At 48.7% G+C, this 22,779-nt stretch carries 24 protein-coding genes; 11 read left to right on the forward strand and 13 right to left on the reverse strand.

Annotated elements, in window-relative coordinates:
* Positions 1-58 precede the first annotated feature (58 nt).
* The gene (smrA, locus tag J4613_RS03080; RefSeq protein ID WP_001046799.1) at positions 59-622 is read right to left on the reverse strand and encodes a DNA endonuclease SmrA; all 564 of its coding nucleotides are present in this window, start codon (positions 620-622) and stop codon (positions 59-61) included.
* Between the two features lie 257 nt (positions 623-879).
* Here smrA and ogt point away from each other — a divergent pair, with 257 nt between their 5' ends.
* The 3 genes from ogt (at position 880) to uspE (ending at position 3,441) form a co-directional block, all read left to right on the forward strand.
* Positions 880-1,395, forward strand: a complete 516-nt coding sequence (ogt, locus tag J4613_RS03085) for a methylated-DNA--[protein]-cysteine S-methyltransferase (protein ID WP_000945037.1) — start codon at positions 880-882, stop codon at positions 1,393-1,395.
* A 195-nt stretch (positions 1,396-1,590) separates the two neighbouring features.
* On the forward strand, positions 1,591-2,343 hold the full coding sequence (gene fnr, locus J4613_RS03090; protein ID WP_000611914.1) for a fumarate/nitrate reduction transcriptional regulator Fnr: 753 nt from the start codon (positions 1,591-1,593) through the stop codon (positions 2,341-2,343).
* 150 nt (positions 2,344-2,493) lie between these two features.
* Complete coding sequence (uspE, locus tag J4613_RS03095; protein ID WP_001262138.1) at positions 2,494-3,441, forward strand: universal stress protein UspE; 948 nt, start codon at positions 2,494-2,496, stop codon at positions 3,439-3,441.
* A gap of 54 nt (positions 3,442-3,495) precedes the next feature.
* Here uspE and J4613_RS03100 read toward each other — a convergent pair whose 3' ends face one another.
* The gene (locus tag J4613_RS03100; protein ID WP_000605645.1) at positions 3,496-3,750 is read right to left on the reverse strand and encodes a DUF2534 family protein; all 255 of its coding nucleotides are present in this window, start codon (positions 3,748-3,750) and stop codon (positions 3,496-3,498) included.
* Positions 3,751-3,988: 238 nt separating this feature from the next.
* On the opposite strand from J4613_RS03100, the gene J4613_RS03105 reads away from it, so the two are divergent.
* The gene (locus J4613_RS03105; protein WP_111742340.1) at positions 3,989-5,020 is read left to right on the forward strand and encodes a mechanosensitive ion channel family protein; all 1,032 of its coding nucleotides are present in this window, start codon (positions 3,989-3,991) and stop codon (positions 5,018-5,020) included.
* An 85-nt stretch (positions 5,021-5,105) separates the two neighbouring features.
* Here the strand turns inward: J4613_RS03105 and J4613_RS03110 are convergent, their stop codons facing one another.
* Positions 5,106-5,708: a helix-turn-helix transcriptional regulator gene (locus tag J4613_RS03110; RefSeq protein WP_000163365.1), complete on the reverse strand. Its 603-nt coding sequence runs from the start codon at positions 5,706-5,708 to the stop codon at positions 5,106-5,108.
* Between the two features lie 43 nt (positions 5,709-5,751).
* Between J4613_RS03110 and J4613_RS03115 the strand changes: the two genes are divergently transcribed.
* Together J4613_RS03115 and J4613_RS03120 are read left to right on the forward strand one after the other, a co-directional pair.
* Complete coding sequence (locus J4613_RS03115) at positions 5,752-6,438, forward strand: B3/4 domain-containing protein (RefSeq protein ID WP_017465581.1); 687 nt, start codon at positions 5,752-5,754, stop codon at positions 6,436-6,438.
* Positions 6,439-6,465: 27 nt separating this feature from the next.
* Positions 6,466-6,804, forward strand: a complete 339-nt coding sequence (locus J4613_RS03120; RefSeq protein ID WP_000051816.1) for a hypothetical protein — start codon at positions 6,466-6,468, stop codon at positions 6,802-6,804.
* A 106-nt stretch (positions 6,805-6,910) separates the two neighbouring features.
* On the opposite strand, the gene J4613_RS03125 is transcribed toward J4613_RS03120, so the two are convergent.
* The 4 genes from J4613_RS03125 to zirU all read right to left on the reverse strand — a co-directional run bounded on the left by J4613_RS03125 (position 6,911) and on the right by zirU (position 11,317).
* The gene (locus tag J4613_RS03125) at positions 6,911-7,468 is read right to left on the reverse strand and encodes a peroxiredoxin (protein ID WP_001119109.1); all 558 of its coding nucleotides are present in this window, start codon (positions 7,466-7,468) and stop codon (positions 6,911-6,913) included.
* A gap of 95 nt (positions 7,469-7,563) precedes the next feature.
* Positions 7,564-8,388 carry a ZirS family two-partner secretion-like system exoprotein gene (locus J4613_RS03130; RefSeq protein WP_001652734.1) on the reverse strand — a complete coding sequence of 275 codons (825 nt, stop codon included), beginning with the start codon at positions 8,386-8,388 and terminating at the stop codon, positions 7,564-7,566.
* A gap of 26 nt (positions 8,389-8,414) precedes the next feature.
* Positions 8,415-10,397 (reverse strand): two-partner secretion translocator ZirT, encoded by a 1,983-nt coding sequence (gene zirT / locus J4613_RS03135; RefSeq protein ID WP_017465583.1) that lies wholly within the window; start codon positions 10,395-10,397, stop codon positions 8,415-8,417.
* 74 nt (positions 10,398-10,471) lie between these two features.
* A complete protein-coding gene (zirU, locus tag J4613_RS03140) occupies positions 10,472-11,317 on the reverse strand; it encodes a two-partner-like secretion system exoprotein ZirU (RefSeq protein ID WP_017465584.1) in 846 nt (281 codons plus the stop codon).
* 293 nt (positions 11,318-11,610) lie between these two features.
* On the opposite strand from zirU, the gene J4613_RS03145 reads away from it, so the two are divergent.
* A complete protein-coding gene (locus J4613_RS03145; RefSeq protein WP_012543356.1) occupies positions 11,611-12,468 on the forward strand; it encodes a GyrI-like domain-containing protein in 858 nt (285 codons plus the stop codon).
* A 392-nt stretch (positions 12,469-12,860) separates the two neighbouring features.
* Complete coding sequence (locus tag J4613_RS03150; RefSeq protein WP_111742339.1) at positions 12,861-13,970, forward strand: hypothetical protein; 1,110 nt, start codon at positions 12,861-12,863, stop codon at positions 13,968-13,970.
* Positions 13,971-14,183: 213 nt separating this feature from the next.
* On the opposite strand, the gene J4613_RS03155 is transcribed toward J4613_RS03150, so the two are convergent.
* Both J4613_RS03155 and J4613_RS03160 read right to left on the reverse strand, forming a co-directional pair.
* Positions 14,184-14,420, reverse strand: a complete 237-nt coding sequence (locus J4613_RS03155) for a YgdI/YgdR family lipoprotein (protein ID WP_001168016.1) — start codon at positions 14,418-14,420, stop codon at positions 14,184-14,186.
* Between the two features lie 128 nt (positions 14,421-14,548).
* The gene (locus J4613_RS03160; protein WP_000208473.1) at positions 14,549-15,139 is read right to left on the reverse strand and encodes a TetR/AcrR family transcriptional regulator; all 591 of its coding nucleotides are present in this window, start codon (positions 15,137-15,139) and stop codon (positions 14,549-14,551) included.
* A gap of 77 nt (positions 15,140-15,216) precedes the next feature.
* Here J4613_RS03160 and bdcA point away from each other — a divergent pair, with 77 nt between their 5' ends.
* Positions 15,217-15,930, forward strand: a complete 714-nt coding sequence (gene bdcA, locus J4613_RS03165) for an SDR family oxidoreductase (protein ID WP_000171959.1) — start codon at positions 15,217-15,219, stop codon at positions 15,928-15,930.
* A 90-nt stretch (positions 15,931-16,020) separates the two neighbouring features.
* On the opposite strand, the gene J4613_RS03170 is transcribed toward bdcA, so the two are convergent.
* Positions 16,021-16,890, reverse strand: a complete 870-nt coding sequence (locus tag J4613_RS03170; RefSeq protein WP_000456780.1) for an aldo/keto reductase — start codon at positions 16,888-16,890, stop codon at positions 16,021-16,023.
* Between the two features lie 276 nt (positions 16,891-17,166).
* Positions 17,167-18,072, reverse strand: a complete 906-nt coding sequence (locus J4613_RS03175) for a LysR family transcriptional regulator (RefSeq protein WP_111742338.1) — start codon at positions 18,070-18,072, stop codon at positions 17,167-17,169.
* Positions 18,073-18,190: 118 nt separating this feature from the next.
* Between J4613_RS03175 and J4613_RS03180 the strand changes: the two genes are divergently transcribed.
* Positions 18,191-19,120: an aromatic alcohol reductase gene (locus tag J4613_RS03180; protein ID WP_000814362.1), complete on the forward strand. Its 930-nt coding sequence runs from the start codon at positions 18,191-18,193 to the stop codon at positions 19,118-19,120.
* Between the two features lie 96 nt (positions 19,121-19,216).
* Here the strand turns inward: J4613_RS03180 and J4613_RS03185 are convergent, their stop codons facing one another.
* Positions 19,217-20,830, reverse strand: a complete 1,614-nt coding sequence (locus J4613_RS03185; protein WP_001216553.1) for a peptide ABC transporter substrate-binding protein — start codon at positions 20,828-20,830, stop codon at positions 19,217-19,219.
* Between the two features lie 189 nt (positions 20,831-21,019).
* Here J4613_RS03185 and mpaA point away from each other — a divergent pair, with 189 nt between their 5' ends.
* Positions 21,020-21,748, forward strand: a complete 729-nt coding sequence (gene mpaA, locus J4613_RS03190) for a murein tripeptide amidase MpaA (RefSeq protein WP_000219108.1) — start codon at positions 21,020-21,022, stop codon at positions 21,746-21,748.
* Here the strand turns inward: mpaA and ycjG are convergent.
* Positions 21,723-22,688 carry an L-Ala-D/L-Glu epimerase gene (gene ycjG / locus J4613_RS03195; RefSeq protein ID WP_001258067.1) on the reverse strand — a complete coding sequence of 322 codons (966 nt, stop codon included), beginning with the start codon at positions 22,686-22,688 and terminating at the stop codon, positions 21,723-21,725. The two genes, mpaA and ycjG, sit on opposite strands and share 26 nt — an antisense overlap.
* Between the last annotated feature and the right edge of the window lie 91 nt (positions 22,689-22,779).

A 22,779-nucleotide genomic window follows, 5' to 3' on the forward strand; every position in this document is an offset into this window, starting at 1 on the left:
CATAAAATCGGGTTCGCGCGAGCTTGCGCTGGCGGTCCTGTCCGCCAGCGGCAACGATTTACCGACTACGCTTCGCATGGCGCTCCCAGTTATCCTGTTTAGCCTGCACCGTTTTACGTAACGCGACATAACATGCCCCGCCGCCGCCATGGTGCGGCAGCGCCGAACAATAAGCCTGTACATCTTCAAACTCTGTCAACCAGCGGGCCACATAGCTTCGGACGATATTGGCATGTGACTTCGCCTCTCGCCCTTTACCATGAATGATCAGGACATTACGCAACCCCTCTTTCTGCGCCTCCAGGATAAAACGAAACAGCATTTTTCGGCACGTTTCGACCGGCTGGCGTAACAAATTGAGGCTGGCCTGCTGAGGGTATTTCCCACTGCGTAACTTGTCGATGACACCCTGCTGCAATCCTTCCCGACGAAATTCCAGCGGTTCATTCAGCGGCAGAATATCCAGAAAGCCCGTCGTCAGGAAATTATCAAGCTGAAGCGTGTCGATACGCTGGGGCGTTTTAAGATTACGCGTTGGCTGCCAGTGTACATCAGTATGGCGTTTCAGCGGCTGGACATCCTCCATGGCGTCAAGAAACAGCGCTTTATCGTCAAGGTTCATGGTTCATCCTCCAGCGTTTTTGCGACTGCCGTTATCATAACCGTGCCCTGTTATACCGACAACGGTTTACAGTTATTTCCAATAACAGCGACAATGTCAGGCAATTAACCGTCTCGCCAGGCTCCCTTTTTCTCCGCCAACGATATTACTGGCGCTAAATGTGTTATCCCTGACTATCTTTTAAGGAGTATGGTTGCGGGTATTCCTGGCATGATATCTTGTCTCTTACGTTAGGCTAAGACGATGTGAGAGAACGGATGCTGAGATTACTTGAAGAGAAGATAGCCACGCCATTAGGTCCGTTATGGGTGGTTTGCGATGAGCAGTTTCGACTGCGGGCCATTGAGTGGGAACAGTACCGCGATCGTATGGAGCAACTGCTAAATATCCACTACCGTCACGAAGGCTATGAACGCGTTTCTGCGACTAACCCCGGTGGACTCAGCGATAAGCTTGCAGATTATTTTGCAGGCAATCTCGCCGTAATTGATACCCTGGAAACCGCCACGGGGGGCACACCTTTTCAACGGGAAGTATGGCAGGCTTTGCGCACTATCCCCTGCGGGCAGGTGATGCACTATGGTCAACTGGCGGCGCAACTGGGACGACCGGGCGCCGCACGCGCAGTCGGTGCTGCGAATGGCGCTAACCCCATCAGTATTGTTGTTCCCTGTCATCGCGTCATTGGGCGTAACGGCACTCTGACCGGATACGCAGGCGGCGTGCAGCGAAAAGAGTGGCTATTACGCCATGAAGGCTATCTTTTATTATGAATATACAGGCAAAAAGTGCCTTATCGGTCACACTTTTATGTAAAGCAACAACAAATAAATTACGTGTTTTCAAATAGATAAAAGTATTCATCAAACTTATACTTGAATTATTCCTTCTCCGGGATAGCTCAGGCTTACGCGCTCACCAAAAAGATGTTAAAATTGACAAATATCAATTACGGCTTGAGCAGACCTATGATCCCGGAAAAGCGAATTATACGGCGCATTCAGTCTGGCGGTTGTGCTATCCATTGCCAGGATTGCAGTATCAGCCAGCTTTGCATCCCGTTCACACTTAACGAGCATGAGCTTGATCAGCTTGATAATATCATCGAGCGCAAAAAGCCCATTCAGAAAGGGCAAACTCTGTTTAAAGCAGGTGATGAACTGAAATCGCTCTATGCTATCCGCTCCGGAACGATTAAGAGCTACACCATTACCGAGCAAGGCGATGAGCAGATTACTGGATTCCATTTAGCAGGCGACCTGGTGGGTTTTGACGCCATTGGCAGCGGTCATCATCCGAGCTTTGCACAGGCGCTGGAAACCTCAATGGTATGTGAAATCCCCTTTGAGACGCTGGATGACCTGTCCGGCAAAATGCCTAACCTGCGTCAGCAAATGATGCGTCTGATGAGCGGTGAAATTAAAGGCGATCAGGATATGATCCTGTTATTGTCGAAGAAAAACGCCGAAGAACGTCTGGCTGCGTTTATTTACAACCTGTCCCGCCGCTTTGCGCAGCGTGGTTTTTCACCGCGTGAATTCCGCCTGACGATGACCCGTGGCGATATCGGCAACTATCTGGGCTTAACGGTCGAAACCATTAGCCGTCTGCTGGGGCGTTTCCAGAAAAGCGGTATGCTGGCGGTGAAAGGTAAGTATATTACTATTGAAAACAGCGATGCGCTGGCGGCCCTCGCCGGTCATACCCGCAACGTCGCTTAAACGTCAGCTAAACCATTGATGTTATCTTCTGCCATATCGTTAAATTTTTCTCATTTATTGATCTGGCAGAAGCGCTTCCTCTGTTTCATTCACCATATTTGAGTTACTCTTTAGTTACAAACTGCGATGACAGTTGTAAGGAGACCCTGTATGGCTATGTATCAAAATATGCTGGTGGTCATCGATCCCAATCAGGACGACCAACCCGCATTACGGCGAGCAGTTTATTTGCATCAACGGATTGGCGGCAAAATTAAAGCTTTCCTGCCTATTTACGATTTCTCGTATGAGATGACCACCCTGCTTTCTCCTGACGAACGCACCGCAATGCGTCAGGGCGTAATAAGTCAACGCACAGCCTGGATACGTGAGCAGGCGAAATATTATCTTGAAGCCGGTGTCCCCATTGAAATTAAAGTGGTCTGGCACAATCGTCCCTTTGAGGCCATCATCCAGGAGGTTATCGCCGGCAGTCACGATCTGGTGTTGAAAATGGCGCATCAGCACGATCGACTGGAAGCGGTCATTTTTACCCCTACCGACTGGCATTTGCTGCGTAAATGCCCAAGCCCCGTGTGGATGGTCAAAGATCAGCCGTGGCCAGAAGGCGGCAAAGCCCTGGTCGCCGTGAACCTGGCAAGCGAAGAGCCCTATCACAATGCTCTCAACGAAAAGCTGGTAAAAGAGACCTTACAATTGGCGGAGCAGGTTAATCATACCGAAGTACACCTGGTCGGCGCCTACCCCGTTACGCCAATCAATATCGCCATTGAGCTGCCGGAATTTGATCCCAGCGTGTATAACGACGCCATCAGAGGCCAGCATTTACTGGCGATGAAAGCGCTGCGCCAGAAATTCAGCATCGATGAAAAAGTTACGCATGTAGAAAAAGGTTTGCCGGAAGAAGTTATCCCGGATCTTGCCGAACATCTCCAGGCGGGGATCGTTGTGCTTGGCACCGTTGGACGTACCGGACTCTCGGCCGCGTTTTTGGGGAACACGGCCGAACAGGTCATTGACCATCTGCGCTGCGACCTGTTAGTCATTAAGCCTGATGAGTATCAAACACCGGTTGAACTGGACGACGAGGACGATTAATCCCTCTTCCGTCCTGCCGGATGGCGCGGCCATCCGGCCAATACCTCATTCCTGTTACTCATCTCCGCCGAGGAAATAGATCCCCAAAGGAATCGCCAGCAGAATAGTGAACACCAGACTGTAAACGAAAATCATTGCCGACTGAATGGCATACATAGAGCTTGTCCACTCGGACAGTGGAATATGATACTGCTCAATCACACCGCCGATAGTCGCGCGCGTTACCACCGATGCCGCAACGATAAACACTGCCAGCAGGCATAACAGAAATTTTTTCCCCTTCGCCGATTTCAGCTTCATCATGATCATAGTATTGTCCTTTACAGATGACTTTGTTACCTGATAGCAACAATACCATGACAATCACGCGATGTCTGCCCTATAAAACGTGACATTGTATTTACATAAAAAGTAAACCGCTGAGATTAAAGCTGATAGCACTATTTCTTCTTTTTACTTATCGATGATCTACGCGTTTATCCTGGGTAAAATACCTGTTAATCAGGTCATTCTGAGCTGTTATCGTAGGAAGGAGCGGAAAACAATAATGTTCACTGAATTTTTTCTCAAAAACGCATTTAATCTGGCGATACTTTTCAGTTGCGGTATGGCGTTGCTGGTCGTGAGATTTTGGCTCAGCCGTAACGTACAGTGGAAGAAAGGATTCACGTTCCATGCGGCACAGTTTTTTATTTATGCAATTATTATTGGGACCATCGGGAGCATCCTGAATAATGCTATTGAAGATTATAATTTGCGTTTTATCTCTTCCGGGATCATTGATTTTATCTGCACCTCGCTCATTGCGCTTATTCTGACGATAAAACTTTTCCTGATTATTAACCAATTTGAAAAAGCACAGGTCAATAAAGGTAGAGATGTCACCAGTACCCGTATTCTGGCACGGGTCATAAAAATAACCATTATTGTCGCGATTGTCTTACTGTATGGCGAACATTTTGGCATGAGTCTGTCCGGTCTGCTGACCTTTGGCGGTATCGGCGGTATCGCTGTTGGTATGGCGGGCAAAGATGTCCTGAGCAATTTTTTCTCCGGTATTATGCTCTATTTCGATCGCCCCTTCAGTATCGGAGACTGGATTCGTTCTCCTGACAGAAATATCGAAGGTACGGTCGCCGAAATCGGCTGGCGAATTACGCGAATTAACACATTCGACCACCGCCCGTTGTACGTGCCTAATTCCGTCTTTTCATCCATTAGCGTTGAGAATCCGGGACGGATGACCAACCGTCGAATAAAAACGGTTATTGGGTTACGTTACGAAGATGCCGACAAAATTGGCCTCATTGTTGACGCTATCAGAAACATGTTGCAGGCGCACAGAGATATCGATCAGAAACAGACGCTGTTGGTCTATTTTAATGAATTCGCCGACTCTTCGCTGAATATTATGGTGTATTGCTTTACCAAAACAACAGTATGGCAGGAATGGCTTGCCGTACAGCAGGATGTTTACCTGAAAATTATTGCGATTGTCCAGGAAAACGGCGCTGACTTCGCCTTCCCAAGCCAGACGCTCTATATCGATAATCCGGAGGCCGCGCCTGCGATAAAATAAAAGATAGCCGGTGCCCGATAACGCTTATCGGGCACCGAGGCTTCCCTGTCCGAATGACGGGTTGTTAGCGCCTTCCTTACGGTGATCAACGGCTCTTTTCATTCACCGTCATGGTAAATTCAAGCACCTCATTCGTGTCGTTAACGTAGGCATGAGGCATGTCGGTTCTGGCTACAGCGGAGCAGCCCTCCCGAATAATAAAGCATCTACCGTCGACTGTTAATGTCAGTGTTCCCTGATTAACAAACAGTAATTCACAGGTGTCTGCCGGATGCCCTGCCGATTCAAACTGTTCACCAGGATGCATTATCCATTGCCAGAGTTCCAGCATATCCGGCCCGCTGGTTCCCGCCATCAGTTTTGCGCTGCCGCCTTTCTCGCCGCGCCACAACACCGGAATAGCATCCCGGTCGATAAGATGGACCATCGGCTCGCTGGCGACGTTGACAAAATCCGCCACGGACACTCCCATTGCCGCCGCGATCTTACATAACAGCGCAATGCTTGGATTGGCTTTACAGCCTTCAATTTCCACCAGCATTCCTTTACTGACGCCGGAACGCCGCGCAAGCTCATCCAGCGACATCTTTTTTTGGCTACGAAATTGTTTGATACGTTGGGAAACAGCTTCATTTATCGTGCTGACGTCGGCGCCCGCCGTGGTCGATAAGTTGACTTTTTTGGTCATTGGTCGATATCATAGAAGAAAATAGTCATTACAGGATTATGCGATGTCTTCTATGTTACCGTCAATCAGCCCGGAACTGGCCCGTATCGCTCCCGGCTTTCGTGCATTAAGTATTAATGTTATTGCCGCTCCGGTTCGCGATGCGCAGGTCGGAGAAATCGCGCTAAAAGAGGCCTGTCAGGCCGTAATTAACGGCCAACCGGCGTGGGCACAGGCGCATATAGACGCCTGGAATGCGGTGTTTAAAGCATTCGGCGCAAAACCAAAGCGCACCCCCTGCTCGGCTGAAGCGCTACGAAAACGCGTGTTGAAGGATGGAACAATGGCGGCGCTGGACCCGGTCGTTGATCTTTATAACGCGGTGAGCCTACGCTATGCCGTACCGGTAGGCGGCGAAAATAGCGCGGCTTATTGTGGATCGCCGCGGCTGGTTTTCGCAGACGGAAGTGAAACATTTGATACCCTGAAAGAAGGACACCCCGTCACCGAGTCACCAGAACCGGGCGAAGTTATCTGGCGCGATGACAGAGGCGTCACCTGTCGGCGCTGGAACTGGCGTCAGGGAGTACGTACCCGACTAAGCGCTTCAGATAAAGCGATGTGGTTTATCCTTGAAAGCTTGCCGGAAATGCCGGTTGATGAATTGTACGCGGCAGGAAACATGCTGACTGACGGCCTTGAAAAAATGATGCCAGGTTTACGTTTTGAATCCACGTTGATGGGTGTTTGATTGATATTGCGTAACAGGAGAAATACCATGTCGCTGTTTCTGACAAGTTTTATTTTCGAAAAAAAAGAGTACGACGAAGAGTTTTATCAACTGGATGGCTGGATTGAGCGCTATACACAGACTATTGATGGCTATATTGGGATGGAAAGCTATACCGATGCCGCCAGCGGAAGAATGGTTAATAATTATTACTGGCAGACCCGCGAATCAATGGAGCTATTGATAAATAATTTACAGCACCAGCAGGCCAAATCACAAAGTCATAAGTGGCTTTCCGGTTACCAGACGATTATTGCAGAAATTCAGGGGTGCCATAACGTTAACCTGCCCCATCCGCTGGCATCATTTTCAGTTCCTTATGCGTGATGCAATAGTATATGTGTTAAATGTGGGGGCACTACAGGAGGATGCCTGCGCCCCTGCATTGCCGGTTATTCGGTTCTCTGTGCAGGGACGGTGCTGATATAAGTGATTAGTAAACAGGAAGATGAGTGATATCTCGTGGTACAATAACACGCGTAACCACATTATTTTCATCGCACTCTATCAACGCTCTGGCAAAAATACTGAGCTCATTAATTTTCAGCCCGGAATTATCCAAAAACTGGCGGCAAGCGTAGTCAGAAACAAAGGTTATGCCGGGATGAATATCATGTTCCCGAATAAAACGGGCCTGAGCAAATGGCGTATCCATACTCAGCACATATACCGCCCGGTTTGAGTGGCTACCCGCTGATTTAAGGCGGTTACTATAGTCTTTTACCTGCCATTCACAAACCGGCGTATCCAGTGACGGGACGACAATAATCCGCTTTTTTATCCCCGGGATACAGTAACCCGGTAATAAATTATGGCTCACCAGCCCCTTTGTGCAGGGTAATGGTTCGCCTTCAGCCAGTATACCGGGTTTGAGGGTCAGTTGCGTTTTGCCAAAGGTGACAGCGTGTTCCTGACCCAATGAAATATAATCTTGTGTTGTTGCTGGTGTCATAAAAACTTCTCCTTTTAACGTTTGTATTCTTTTAGCCATAATAATTATTTAGCAATCTACTAAAGAACCAAGTGAACATCCATAATAAGAGCAGTGAGATAAAAGCCAACCCATTATTCATTGCTGTTTTTACTCTACTTTTTTATTGTCCCGGAGATAGTAAATTTATCTTTAATCAATTCCCCAAAATATTTATATGTCAATTTCAACTCTCCATTTGAACCTCCATTATAAGTTACCGTCTGAAGATACTCTCCGGGATTACCCCCGGCTTTGATATCGCATCGACTATTCCAACTTCCTGTTGGAAAATGCCCACACTGGAGATTGAGATTAGATATGGGGTTATTATTTATATCTTTAACAATAATTTTCACAACAGCACTCTCTCCTGGCATCAGTAAAGATTTATCTGCACTAATGACAGATAAATCTTTACTCAATTTAACTATACGTTTTGTTTCAATAGAATGGATTTCAGAAACCATCGGCACAGGCGTATATCCTGGTGCTGAGACCATATCTGTTTCGTTATAATGCTCAATTCTTATCTTCGAACCTACATTATCCTCGCTGATAACAATTTCATATTTACACGGCTTTTCACGTAGAAGCTCATGCTGTGAGTCATCTTTCTCAACGCGATAATACGTACATACTGTGGTAGCCGTTTCATTAGCTTGATATTTTTCAGTATCAGGATCACTGACTCTCCCAACCATTCTTGATTTTAAAAGCATGCCTGGTATAGGTATATATGATTCAGCATATCCAGAATCCCCATTCAATTCCAACCCATAATCACTCAACGGCGAACCAGGCCTGTGCCCAACGCTCGGCGCCGTAGGAGGAGAAAACATCCCGACGGTTGTCGCGGACGTTGTCGACGAATCCGCCAAGACGCTTATCGGCGCAGCCGCCAGAAGCAGGCTATAGATAATAAGATTATGTTTCGACATACGCACTGTTGATCCTTTTTAAAACATTAATTCGCATCAGATGCTGCGGTAGAACTCTTGGCATTTTCTTTATCAGAAATAATTCTGACGCGGATATATTTATTCTGAAGCGGTTCCCCGTTAAGGCTATAAGGGATAAGCCAGGTGGCCTTTGTCGCCCCCGGTACGGATTTCCAGGATTTCATTTCATCCGAGATTTCCCACTGATAATTAAACGCATCAGTACAGTCCGTGTTATTTACACAAAGTGTTCTGGCTCGCATTTCCGTTCCGACGACTGGCGCGGTAACACTTCCGTTGTCCTCTTCAGTACCCGGCGTAAAAAGCACCTCCACAGAAGTGACCTTCTGCGCAATGCTGTCTGACTGCGCTTGCAGCAGTACGGTCCCCTTCACCGGATGTTTATCGTCTGGTCCGCTTGCTTCAATATGTAATTTGAGCGGGCGGGTATCATCGCCGATATGGGTCACCAGAACCCGTTCAACCCAATGACCATCACGCTCTGTACCACCGAGCGCTTTAAATGCCAGACCCGGCGTATCTGATTGATACTTAATATTACGTGGTTTGAGCGACGCCCACTCCTCTTCAGAACGCTCGCGCACGTAGTGCCACTCAATAACCTTCCCCTCTTCTCCGGCAGGAAGCGGCGTACTGACAACAAAGTTGCCGTCCTCAACCTGAACATCGTCATTGATAACATTTATCCAGGAACGGAAACTGGTCTCATCCTGTGTCACCCTTACCGGGATACGCTCGGAGGTCACGCGAGTACCCCGGCTGTCAGTCACCGTTAAATAAAGGCTATACTCCTGACCGTCGGTCACCGTCAGCGGAAGTTGTGGAAGGATAAGGCCGCTGCCCAGACTCCCCTGAAGCTGGAGCCCGGCGAGAAGCTCCGCATCACCCGACCACTCAACCTTCTCAACCGGGTAACGGCTATCTACCGTCGCCATTAATGTCACCAGCGTCCCGGACAGGCCTGACACCGGCATTGCCGTAATGCGGATTTTGCTGGCCTGCTCCCGATACGCCATGACGATATCGTAATTACGATCAACAAAGGCACGCCGGTTAGTCGTATTCGACGGCGCCCCAACGTTGCGGTAATCAAGCTGTTCATGTAACGGCGTACCGAAGGAATAATTGACTCTCAGACCGCCCTCTGCCTGCGATCCGCCATTACCGGCGTCCCGATATCCTGCTCTGACCTCAAGCAAGGGGACAGGATTCCAGACCAGAGCCGCACCTGCGGCGCGGGGATTCCGGCTTAACGTACCGTTACCCAATAGATCAACTTTATCCCCGTAATACTGTTCATATGTCAGCTCGCCACTGAACCAGGGAAAATCGGGGAGCGTGCCTTTTGTTCGCAGATCAAAGCCATATGCCGGACGCTCATCATGTAACTCATGCGCTGCTGACGTTTTCCAGCCGGTGAGAGGGAAATAATAGTTGCCGGAAAAGGCCATACTGTCTTTATAGACTTCCCCGCCAATGCCGCCACGTAAGTGGGAATAACGGATGTCGGCATCCAGAAACGTATTGACGCCGAGCAGCCATCCATTGACCTCCTGGCGGTAACCGACACCAACGTTAACATAAGTGCGTCCATCGAAACTGCTGTTGTCGTGGTCGCGAAAGCCAAGCTGGCCAAAGAGTAAAGACGATGTTGTTTCCTGGACAGGAATAAACATATCGAACTCTGATGAGCGATATTTCGCGCCATCTTCAAGATTGACGCCACCACGGAAAATAATCTCCGGAAAAGCGTTCTTTATCCCCTCGTTCACCAGATGATTAGCGGCTTGCCCTGGTAACGCCTTGATTTTTCCTTTGGCATAATCCTCCAGCGTCCCCTCCTGCAGGTGCGGAGAAATAGACGATGCCGTCCCCGCAATCCACGACTGAATTTCACTATCGCTATCAGCAATGACCGGGAGTGGAATCTGACTGGTAACAATGGCCCAGGTTATATATTTAGTAATGGGTTTTTTAGAAAAAACCACTGTATTGTCTCCTGCTATATCCCCCTGCCTGGCAGGGGGAGCATTTAAATAAGATGTTTATTTAGCGATAACCATCAGCGACGGATAGCGCGTTTATTCTCCGGCGTGGCTTTCGTCGTTTTAGGCGTAACGTGGACACGGAACAGTTTATTCTGCTCGGTTCCCTTAATAATATATTTATGTTTTTCAGCGTTGGTATTATTCAGATCGGTGAACTTATCTGGTGTCCCGGCATCCGCCATCTGCCAGGTAAAGTTATAATTACTGACATCGCACTCAGCCGCCGCTGTGGTGGCACACTCCAGTACCGCTTCAAGGGTGCCGCCCACCACTGGGGTGTTGGCGTCATTGGTACCGTTGAGTTCATCAGTTGGTTTACCACTTTCATTCACCACATTGATAGTGACAGAACGTAGCTTATTAGAAATTGTACCGTCTGCGGCGGAGTCGCCGCCCACCCCAGAAGATGCAGAAGTTAATAAGACAGTGGCAGGCAAGAATGCACTATCCGGCGTCCCCGTTGCCGTCTTAATTCGGTAAACGATTTTAATTTTTTTACCACCTGCATCAGCAGGAATGGTAAAAGCCGTCCCGGTTGCCGCCGGGGTTCCAGAAGGATCGGCGGCCTCATTATCCACCAGATACCATTTAATATCGTCGGCATTATTCATTTTATCCAGCGATAAGGGATCCCCATCCTCATCCCTAATAAAAACATCCGCTATCTGGAGGGTTGAACCGGTCGTCAGTTCCCCAGACACTTCTATTTTTTTTGCATTAGTAGTTGCCACAGGACGGTGACCAACAGAAGCAGGTGTAGCAGAAGAAGCCATATCATTGGCTCTGGTATTCGCCACCGCCTCTACTGAGACCACGGATGCACAAATTGCTAACGTTAATAAAGATCTTTTGAAGTACAAAACAATTCCCTTTTATTAAATCATTAGAAATAATTACGAGATTTATAATCTCACGGGCTAAAAATTCAGGGTTATTCAATCATTTTAACCGCCTGTGAAATTATGCCCTTCGCCATGCTAATTACTTAGCTTTACTGGCAAAATCCGATCTCCAAGTGTAAAGTTTATTCAGAAACGTCAAGCAATTTAAATCTTTCTTGTTTTGCCAGAAAAGCTAACAACCACCCACCAGTTTAATAACACAGTATATCAAACACCTTAAATGTTTATATTTTCGGCTTCAATAAAGAGGAATGATGATGAAAAAAGCCATAATAATCTCAGTATTAGAGCAAATAGAAAAAAATCTTGAAGAGAGGATTGATATTGAAAAGCTGGTTGTTATAACAGGTTATTCGCGAAGGAGTTTGCAGGATTTTTTTAAAGAAAAGTGTGGCGTCTCTATCGGAAAATATATCAGACAACGCAAGTTGAGCAGAAGCGCCACTCTGCTAAAGCTGACCTCTCAGTCGGTCACAGATATCGCGTTCAGAATGGGGTTTGATTCAGTGCAGTCCTATAGTCGAGAGTTCAAAAAAACATTTGGCGTCAATCCCAATAACTATCGCAAGGCTGATTTCTGGGATCTCAGAAACCTACGGCCTCCCTACTGGCTTGACTGTGATGAGCATTATCAGTTCGAAATTTGTCAGCTTACGTCAAAAGAAATTTTCGGATTTCAAACATCTCATCAGATCGCAACAAATGACCTTCCTAAAAAAGCGTCGCCTATAAAATGGAAAATCATTCATGAGACGCTCAGAACGTGGGGCGAAAATGTGTATTGTCTCTCGTCTTTTAAGCCGGATAATACCAAAGACCAGGTCATCGCCGTAAGCAGTTTTTTTGGTATGGAACATAATTCCGTCGATGGAGGAAAAATACCCATGTCGAGGGTAATAAAATGTGGTAAATATGCAAAATTCCATTTCGTTGGTCATAAGGAACAATATCAACAATTTTCCAATACAATATATATGTGTATATTGCCAAAACTGAATCTTATCAGGAGAGAAGGAGAAGATATTGAATACTTCCATTTGGCATCCGTCCAAAAGCAACAGAGTAATGAATCCATTGTCGATCTTTATTATTACATCCCTGTACTGTAATGACTTCGTACCATCCACGCATTTCATCTGAAAAGTCTTCTCTTTTCAGAACGGTAATAAAACTCTCAGTATTGATTCTGGTAAAATAAGTGACTATTAAATATAGTTAACGTTTTGAAAGAATTTAAAAAAAATAAATTGCGTGCACGCGACACCGGGGACAGATTTCTGACAGTACTGTACGGTGTAGTGATCAGGTAATATTGGCTACAGTTTACGGTAAAAGCAAAGTCCATACTTTAACTATTAATGGGAGTATGCTGGCCGGGCGGCTTGCGGGGCCTTCATGCTCCCACATTTACAATGTTGGTATGATTACATTCTCTCTATATTTTACTGTGCTAACCTTTTATCTCGTTGAGATAACGTTTAATTAAAATGCTCTCTTTTTGATGTACATTATAAGAGGAGACATTATTCATATTTTCGAAATCAGGGCAGACGATATGTATACAACCATCAGAAACACAACGCTAGCAATGGTAGCGTGTTTTTCGTATATCGCACATGCCAGTACCCACCCTCCTCTTATTATCACCAGGGGAGCCGGAGGAGACGCCTCCGGAGCCGCAGTCATTCATAATAATTGGCGGCATGGCACTCCTGACCTGGTCAATCTTACCGATATCCCCATAGATAAAATCAGACCAGAAAAATACCGTTGCGTACTGATTATTGGGCAAGGAGCTATAAAAGAGATGCTTCTTGCGAACAATGCCTCAGCAATACTTTCCGGAAAAACGGTTGGTCTGTATAGTCATCTGATCGATCAGAACACGCTCAGATTACTTCGGCAATTGCAGAACAAAGTGAGATTCAATCTCTTTTTTACCCGCTCGCAGATAACTCTACTAAAACTAAGGAATATTTCAGAATATAATTTTTTGAGTTCTAAAGTAAATAATGTCTGGGGACAAGACTCACTAGCAATTGAAACAGTGGCACCTGACAGGGGTAATATACCGGAAAAAGCGCTTCCCCTCAAAACAACAGATTATGTGATCTGGCTGGGTGGAAACTATACTACTTCCTCTGGTACGCAGCGTATCTTCACAAACGATCAGATTGTTGTAGCCCTGAAACCACTACATAATGTTATTTCATCAAATGCATCGATTGCTATTATGCTTTCACCACGTTTTTTTGATAATAGCATGAGTAAAGAAGCAAAAGTTAAACGACTGAAGGCAGTGCTTAACACCTTTTCGCGAAACAGGGTCACATTTTATATGAATAAGGAGATGCTTGCTAATCTGAAAGAATTTGATTTACCTGTTCAACTATCCCCTTCTTACGCAGAGCTGATGCGAATGCCCTGGGCCAGCGCTACCCGGCATTTTGCCTCTGTGGATCAATATAACCTGTTTGCTGATCTCATACCCAAAGTCACGCCGTTTCTTCTTGAACCGAATGATGCCGATCAAGCTCTCTATGCGACGGATTATCTTAATACCCGGCGTGTAAGTCTGACCCAAAATATTCTTAACCATGGTTGTGACTAAATAAAACGCGCAGAATCCGGGATAGTTAGCAATCCAAAACAGACCGTTAGCCATGAGTACTGTTTATCTTCACTATACAGGGAACAACCAAATAACTGACGACACAAATCAAGCCGAGACCCGGAATTCGGCTATACAGGCGCTCTATTCAATTCAGGCCCAGAAACAGTCCGGTACCCATACTGGACACGGCCTCTCAACTGCTTTAGCGCATTACCAGTCCAGCTTCGATGCGCCTTCTGTCGTCTGCACTATTTCACTGGTTTTAATAACGCGATGATAACCATAAGCATCAGCGTATTTCGTCATTCCGGTTGCGGTGTCAACCTCCGGCTTACCCTGCGTTTCAATAATCTCTCCCGTCCGGGTCGTCATGGTATAGGTCGTTGTACATCCGGCTAGCATCAACACTGATAAGCTAAGTACCGTAATAAGACTACATTTTTGCATTTCTCGTTTCCCTGACACCTCTATTTTTGATGTACTTTACCGAATACCGCAACGGCAAGATGGATGATTAGGGCTATTGCTCCCTGTTTGCCCGTATCTGACTGGCTCAGGTTTTTTGATGCGCTGCGTTAATCCGGCAGTAATCGCTCCAGCACATCCCCAGCCAGAAGCACGCTCTCCTGAAGACGCTCCAGGCCATACCCCGCTCGCGCCTTGGCGGAAAGTCCCGCCATTAGCGTCCCCATAAAGTCCGTCGTCCGGTCAGCCTCTTGCGGATACCGCATGGCGACATAAGTGCGAATCAGGTTTTCAGCAGCGATGTAAAACTCGCAGGCGGCCTCTCGTGCCGGTTTATCGTTACAATGAGCGCCCTCCAGAACCAGACACCCAGTGGCATCAGGATCGGCAGCGTAACGTCTTGCCGCTTCCATCAGCACATCGATAAGGCACTTCGCGGTCGGGCGATCGTGACGCAAAAGCGCCCCGAGCGGAATCGCGTCGGTCATCCTGTAACGCTTTAATACGCGAGTATACAGCCCCAGCTTGCTGCCAAACGCCGCATAGAAACTGGGAGGATTGATCCCGAACGCTTTTGTCAGATCCGCTACGCTCACCGCGTCGTAGCCGCGCGAATGAAATAAGTGTTGAGCGGTTTCAATGGCTTGCTCCGGATCGAACTGGCGAGGGCGACCCGGCGTTCGGCTATGTTTTGTAGTCATTACTACATAACTCCTTGACGGCATGATTTCAGTACGCATATTGTAGTGGTTACTACAATATCATAAAGGACATCCTGATGACGCTATTTCGCAACAAATCTGTACTGGTTTTAGGGGGAAGTCGTGGTATCGGCGCGGCTATTGTACGACGCTTTAGCGCTGACGGCGCATCGGTCGTTTTCAGCTACGCCGGATCGCGTGAAGCTGCCGAAAAACTGGCAGCGGAAACCGGAAGCACCGCCATTCAGACGGATAGCGCCGATCGTGATGCCGTCATCAGCCTCGTGCGTGAGTACGGACCGCTGGATATTCTGGTCGTCAATGCGGGCGTGGCTCTCTTCGGCGATGCGCTGGAACAAGATAGCGATGCGATAGATCGTTTGTTCCGCATTAATATCCATGCGCCTTACCATGCGTCAGTCGAAGCAGCCCGCCACATGCCGGAAGGTGGACGCATTATTATTATCGGTTCCGTGAATGGCGATCGGATGCCCGTACCGGGAATGGCCGCGTACGCCGCCAGTAAATCAGCCCTACAAGGGCTGGCGCGCGGCTTAGCCCGTGATTTTGGCCCCCGCGGGATTACAATAAATGTAGTGCAGCCAGGCCCCATTGATACCGACATCAATCCGGAAAATGGCCCAATGAAAGAGCTGATGCACAGTTTCATGGCGATCAAACGACACGGAAGACCTGAAGAAGTGGCTGGAATGGTGGCATGGCTTGCCGGTCCGGAAGCCTCTTTCGTCACCGGTGCGATGCACACCATCGATGGTGCCTTCGGCGCCTGACGGCCAGGCGAATATCATATGGTTGCCGTCTACGCTCCGGCAACCGTGTTAGAAGCTGTTCATGCGAGAAAACATCCGCAAGCGCCGGGATCAATCGTGGATTTTAACGCCAAGACAACCGCGAACAAATTCAGGATTAAAATGCTTCACCGCTTCGCCAACGTAGCCTAAATCAAGGGCGTTGATTTGAGCCATTTCGTTATCCGTTAGTGAGAAATCCCAGATAGCAAAGTTCTCTTCAATACGTTCTTGTCGAGTGGATTTAGGAATAACCGTGACGCCACGCTGCACGTTCCAACGCAGGACAACCTGCGCGATGGTTTTTTGATGGGCATCGGCAATCCTTTGAAGCATGACATTTTCATACGGTTTATGTCTCCCGCCGCCTAACGGCGCCCACGCTTCAGGCTGAACGTTATAATGCTTCATGGTTTCCAGCGCGGCGGGTTGTGCAAAGTATGGATGCAATTCGACCTGGTTTACCATTGGCGTAATTCTGACGGTTTCACAGAAGTTGGCTAACACATGCGCATAGAAGTTGGACACGCCAATGGCTTTTAGTTTACCGGCTTCATAAGCGTCTTCCAGCGCGCGCCACGCACTAAAATAATCGCCCATTGCCTGATGCAATAAATAGAGATCAAAATAATCTAACCCGGATTTTTTCAGCGACGCTTCAATACCTGCTTTGGCCAGATCGTAGTTAGCCATATCTTGCACCCACAGTTTAGAAGTAATAAATAACTCCTCACGGGTACACAGACCTGTCGCGATGGCTTTACGAACAGCGTCACCAACGGCATCTTCATTGCCGTATACCGCAGCGGTATCGATAAGACGATAACCGCTGCGAATAGCGCTTAACACTGACTGCTGACATTCTTCTTTGTCGGTTACCTTAAAAACGCCAAAACCCACCATAGGCATTTTAAGGTTGTTACTTAATATTGAATATTCCACGCTAAAGCACCCTTTCGTCGTAAAGACGCCATGATAAGAGCAAAATACAGGTACAATGAGTATTGTTAAATCCGATTATATTTATACAAAAAGTTCATTAATAACAGTTGTACAGATTTTTTATTGCATCCAAACGTTCCGTGCTTGCTATATCCTCGCCGTGTAGCACCTGTTTGATAATGCCTTTTACTTATGCGTCAAAAACCAGTACCGTCATTTTGACCGTCTGTGAAAAAGTTTTCTGAACAGGCAATGCGATATCCGGAATAATATTTTTTAGCGAAGAGGCTCCGGCTGGCTCAGCGCCGTTTTGCACCAGTCATAAAAAGCGCGTACCGCAGGCGGCAGAAACCTGTTTTGCGGATAGACCAGCGCAAGCGGCAAATCGTAAGAATGGTTGTCCATGCAGGTCACCAGCGCCCCGCTGTGCAGATACGGCGCAACCAGATAGCTGGCGACGCGAATTAACCCCAGTCCCTGTATTCCGGCCTGAATATAAGCGTCCGTATCATCGACAACCAGCGTCTCCTGCACCCGTATCGCGTAATCCTTCCCTTCACGCGTAAAAAACCAGTCGGTGGTACGCCCGGTGCGGTGGTTCAGGTAGCCGACCGCATGGTGTTTTTGCAGATCATCTAAATTTTCAGGGCTACCGTAACGCTCAATGTAAGTGGGCGATGCTGCTATCACCCAGTTAAAGCTGGCAAGTGGACGGGCAACCAGCGTGGTGGAATCATCGATTCTGCCGGCCCGAATCACGCAGTCATACCCTTGCAGGATAATATCCTCCACGCTATCGCTGGAACAAAGTATCAGCTCCAGCTCCGGATACTGGCGCAAAAAGGCCGGGAGCATGGGAATAATGCAATGCCGGGCGAGAGATTGCGGCATCCCCACTTTAAAACGCCCTTTGGGTTGTGCCGCCCGGCCGGGAAATGACGACTCCATGGCCGCGATATCTGCCAGTACTCTTTTGCACTCTTCGTAGTAACGCCGCCCCTCTGCGGTCACGCTAAGTTTGCGGGTTGTACGTTGCAAAAGCTGAATCTTAAGCCAGGATTCCAGTTCTTTAACCACCCGCGATACCGTTGAGCGCGGCACGCCCAGCACTTCGGCGGCTCTGATAAAACTATGGGTATCCACCACGCAAACATAGACCTGCATCGCTTCCAGCTTGTCCATTTTCCCCCCGCCAATTATCCCATTTATCAGAACAGTCTAACCCGTCTTCGGCGTCTTATCGAACGCAGAACCCTGCCGTAATCTCTATCTACAGGTGAATCAACACAGAGAGGTGCAAATGAAACAATCCAATAATCAGGTGGGTGAAAAAGTATTGGTGCTGGGTGCGGGACAACTGGGGGCGTCAGTGCTGGCGTCGTTGGTTCCGGCGGTCACACAGCGTAATGGTTCCGTTAGCGTTATTGTGTCAGGGCGATCCAGGGATAAACAGAGCAAACGACGTTCCAGCATTCATCAACAACTGGCAGATGCCGGTGCGCGGTTTATCCCGGTCGACATCGCAGGCAGTTCGGTTGCAGCGTTAAAAGATCAATTCCACGGTTTTGATACGATCATCAATTGTATGGGGTTTGTCGCCGGTGCGGGTACCCAGATAAAAATCACCCGCGCGGTACTGGAGGCGGGCGTTAAGCGCTATTTCCCCTGGCAGTTTGGCGTGAATTACGATGTGGTCGGCAAAGGCAGTGGCCAGCCGGTGTGGGACGAACAGTATGACGTCAGGACGCTTTTGCGCGAGCAAAACGTCACAGAGTGGGTGATTGTTTCAACTGGTATATTTACCTCTTTTCTCTTCGAACCAGCCTTTGGTGTGGTCAACTTAGCCAAAAAAACCATCAATGCCCTCGGCGGATGGGAAATGCAGGTCACCGTCACGTCGCCTGCGGATATTGGTCGCCTGACCACTGAAATTTATCTGCATCAGCCGCGTATCACTAACGAAGTCGTCTTTGTCGCGGGGGAAACGACCTCTTATGCAAAACTGGCGGAAACGGTCGAACGCGTGACGCAGCAAACCTTTACCCGAGGCGTATTGACGCTACCTGACTTACAGGAGCAGCTCCGTTTACATCCGCATGATCCAATGCTGCGCTATCGCGTCGCCTTCGCGCGTGGTGACGGTATGTGGTGGCCGATGAGTGACACCTGGAATGCACAACATCATCTGCCGACACAGGATATTGCCGCCTGGCTGAAAACACAGCAATGAGAACGGCGGCATCAGGCGCTCGCTTAATCCCCATGCCTTCTGCCAGCATCAGGCGGCGGGCTTGGCTACCTTGAGTTAACAAGAAACCAGTACGCATCAGTGCTTCACGATATACATTGTACGGCTATAGGCCACATCTTCCGGGTTAGTAATGGGGTATCCCTTTACCCACGGTTTAATTAACCGGCCATTGGTATACTGATAAATAGGCGCTATAGGCGCTTGTTCCGTTAAAATTTTCTCCGCTGCATTGTAATCCGCGTTACGCGCTTCGGCGGTATTTTCCATCGTCGCTTGCGTCAGGATTTTGTCATAAGTCGGATTAGTAAAGCGTGAAATATTCCCCGTATGCGTGGACGTTAATAAGGATAAGAAAGTCGACGGTTCGTTGTAATCACCCACCCAGGAGGCGCGAATAACATCAAAATTACCGGTATTCCGGCTGTCGATATACGTTTTCCACTCCTGGTTTTGCAATTTCACATCCACCCCCAGATTTTTCTTCCACATTGACGCCACCGCAATCGCGATTTTCTGATGGTTTTCTGAGGTATTGTAAAGCAGAGTTAATTTAAGCGGCTTCTGCGATCCGTAGCCTGCTGCACGCAGCAATGTTTTCGCCTGGGCGTTAAGTTCTTCCTGGCTCATTTGTTCAAACGGTGAAGGATCGGGCTTAAATCCTGCCGTGACATCCGGTGTAAAATGCCAGGCCGGTTTTTCACCGGTACCTAAGACTTTTTCCGCCATCAAACGGCGATCAATGGTCATACTTAGCGCCAGACGAACGCGGGAATCCGCCGTCGGCCCTTTCTGCGTATTAAACGCATAATAATAAGTCCCTAATTGCGGCGGCGTATAAACTTGCCCTGGAATATCCTTCAATAATTTCTGGTACATATTTTTAGGGAAAGATTCGGTGATATCAATATCACCGGCAAGATAACGTTTCGTCGCAGCCGACTCCTGGTTAATGGGTAAAAATGTCACTTTTTGCAGTACCGTTTTCGCGTTATCCCAGTAATGCGTATTAGGCACGACCACCAGTTTTTCATTTACCACGCGCTCTTTAAGCACATACGCGCCATTGCCAATCAGTTTTCCCGGCTTCATCCAGTCTTTGCCGCTTTCAACATTCGCTTTTTGGACCGGATAAAAGGCAAAACTGGCGGTCAGACTGGCAAACCAGGGCAACGGCTTGTCAAGCTGAACACGCAAAGTGTGCGCGTCCACGGCACTGACGCCAAGCTGATCCGGCGTGACTTTACCGTCGATAATGGCTTGCGCATTAGTGATGCCAGCCAGAGCGGCAAACCAGGCGAAGGGGGAAAGCGTTTTGGGATCAACCAGGCGTTGCCAGCTATAGACAAAATCCTGGGCGGTCACCGGCGTTCCATCGGCCCATTGCGCATCATCCCGCAACGTAAACGTCCAGATACGATTATCATTGCTCTTCCACTGGCTGGCGACGCCAGGGATAATTTCACCCTTTTCGTTCTGGTTAACCAGCCCTTCAAACAGATCGCGGATCACCTGAATTTCAGGCAGCCCAACGGCTTTCGCTGGATCTAACGAAGCGGGCTCATCTTTGATATGACGCACCAGTTCTTGTTTCTCTGCCAGTACCGTTCCGCCGGGAACATCCGCAGCATATGCCAGGGAAAAGCTGCTAACCAACAGCGCACAACAGGTTACTGAAACAGAATGCCTCATAGAAGTTCCTCAAAGATGAGTTAAATGACAACGTAATTATTTGTTTCAGCAGAAAGAAATGCAATTATCTTCCGCCAGAAAGTTGATATCGCGCCATACAAGAGGGTAAATAGAAACCATTTGATAATCGGCGGGTTTTACACAACACTACGATGATTACCCTACTGGTCTCAGCTTCGGGAAACGCGTATGACTGTCACCCGCCCCCGTGCCGAGCGCGGCGCATTTCCGCCAGGCACTGAACATTATGGACGTTCGCTACTAGGCGCGCCGCTAATCTGGTTTCCGGCGCCTGCCGCCAATCGCGAAAGCGGTCTGATACTGGCTGGCACCCACGGGGATGAAACCTCATCCGTGGTGACGCTCTCCTGTGCGTTACGCACCTTAAATCCAACCCTTCGCCGTCATCATGTCGTACTTGCCGTTAATCCTGATGGCTGTCAACTGGGGTTAAGGGCAAATGCGAATGGCATTGATCTAAACCGTAACTTTCCCGCCGCCAACTGGAAAGCGGGTGAGACAGTTTATCGCTGGAATAGCCGCGCGCAAGAGCGTGATGTCGTGCTGCTAACCGGCGACCATCCCGGCTCAGAACCGGAAACCCAGGCGCTTTGCCAGTTAATTCATCGACTCCAACCCGCCTGGGTCGTCTCTTTTCACGATCCGCTAGCCTGCATTGAAGATCCACGTCGCAGCGAGCTAGGCGAGTGGCTGGCCGATGCTTTTGCGTTGCCGCTGGTGACCAGCGTAGGTTACGAAACGCCCGGTTCGTTTGGCAGCTGGTGCGCCGACCTCAACCTGCACTGCATTACCGCCGAGTTTCCCCCTGTTTCCGCCGATGAAGCCAGCGAAAAATACTTGCTGGCGATGTCGAATCTGCTTCGCTGGCATCCTAAAGATGGAGTTGACCCGTCGTAAAGCGTAGCGCGGGCTCAACATCAACCGCCAGCCATGTTGGGCCATCAAGATCGGCGAAGCTCACCTGCGGCATAAGCGGCAGCGCGGCGCTAATCGCTCTTGATGTACAGAGCATACAGCCCAGCATCAGGCCGAATCCTTGCTCCCGCGCCTCCGTTGCCAGCGCCAGCGCCTCAGTCAGACCGCCGGTTTTATCCAGCTTAATGTTGATCATATCGTAGCGCCCCGTCAGGGCTTTCAGACTACTGCGAGTATGGCAGCTCTCATCTGCACAGATGGGCAACGGATGAATAAAATTTTCCAGGGCGGCGTCATCCTGCGCGGGCAGCGGTTGCTCCAGCATCGCGACATTCAGATCCGCCAGTAACTGGCAACGCGCCGCCAGCCCCTCCGGACGCCACGATTCATTGGCGTCCACAATGAGCGTCGCCTCCGGCACCGCCGAGCGGATCGCCACCATACGTTCGCTAATCAGACGAGCATCGAGTTTAATTTTCAGCAACGTCGCCCCTTTTTCCCATAGTGCCGCCGCACTGGCTGCCATCTGTTCCGGCGTGCCTATCACTACCGTTTGCGCGGTAGTAAAAACCGGGGCCAGCGTCACGCCGAGCAGCCCGGCAAGGCTTTGCTGCTGCTGGCGGGCCTGCAAATCCCATAAGGCGCTATCCACCGCGTTGCGCGCCGCGCCTGCCGGCAACAGTTTCTGCAATGCTTCGCGAGTCAGCCCGTTTTCCAACTGAGGCACAATACTCATGATTTGCGCCATGACCGAGGCATCACTTTCACCATAACGTGGATATGGCGTACATTCCCCGATGCCTTTTACGCCCTCTTCTTCCAGTTCGACAACGACAACATGCGCTTCGCTTCGGCTACCACGCGCAATAACAAAAGGCGTATGTAACGGCCAGGTTTCCTCATATACCTTAACAGATCTCATCTCTTCCCCTCTGATAGCGCCGGACGCGGCTTGCTACAAATAGTATTTGCCGTGTTAATGAATAATGACTTAAACTGGATTTCGATGTTAA

This window comes from Salmonella sp. 32020114201800008SM (assembly GCF_017572025.1).
Lineage (GTDB): Bacteria > Pseudomonadota > Gammaproteobacteria > Enterobacterales > Enterobacteriaceae > Salmonella > Salmonella enterica.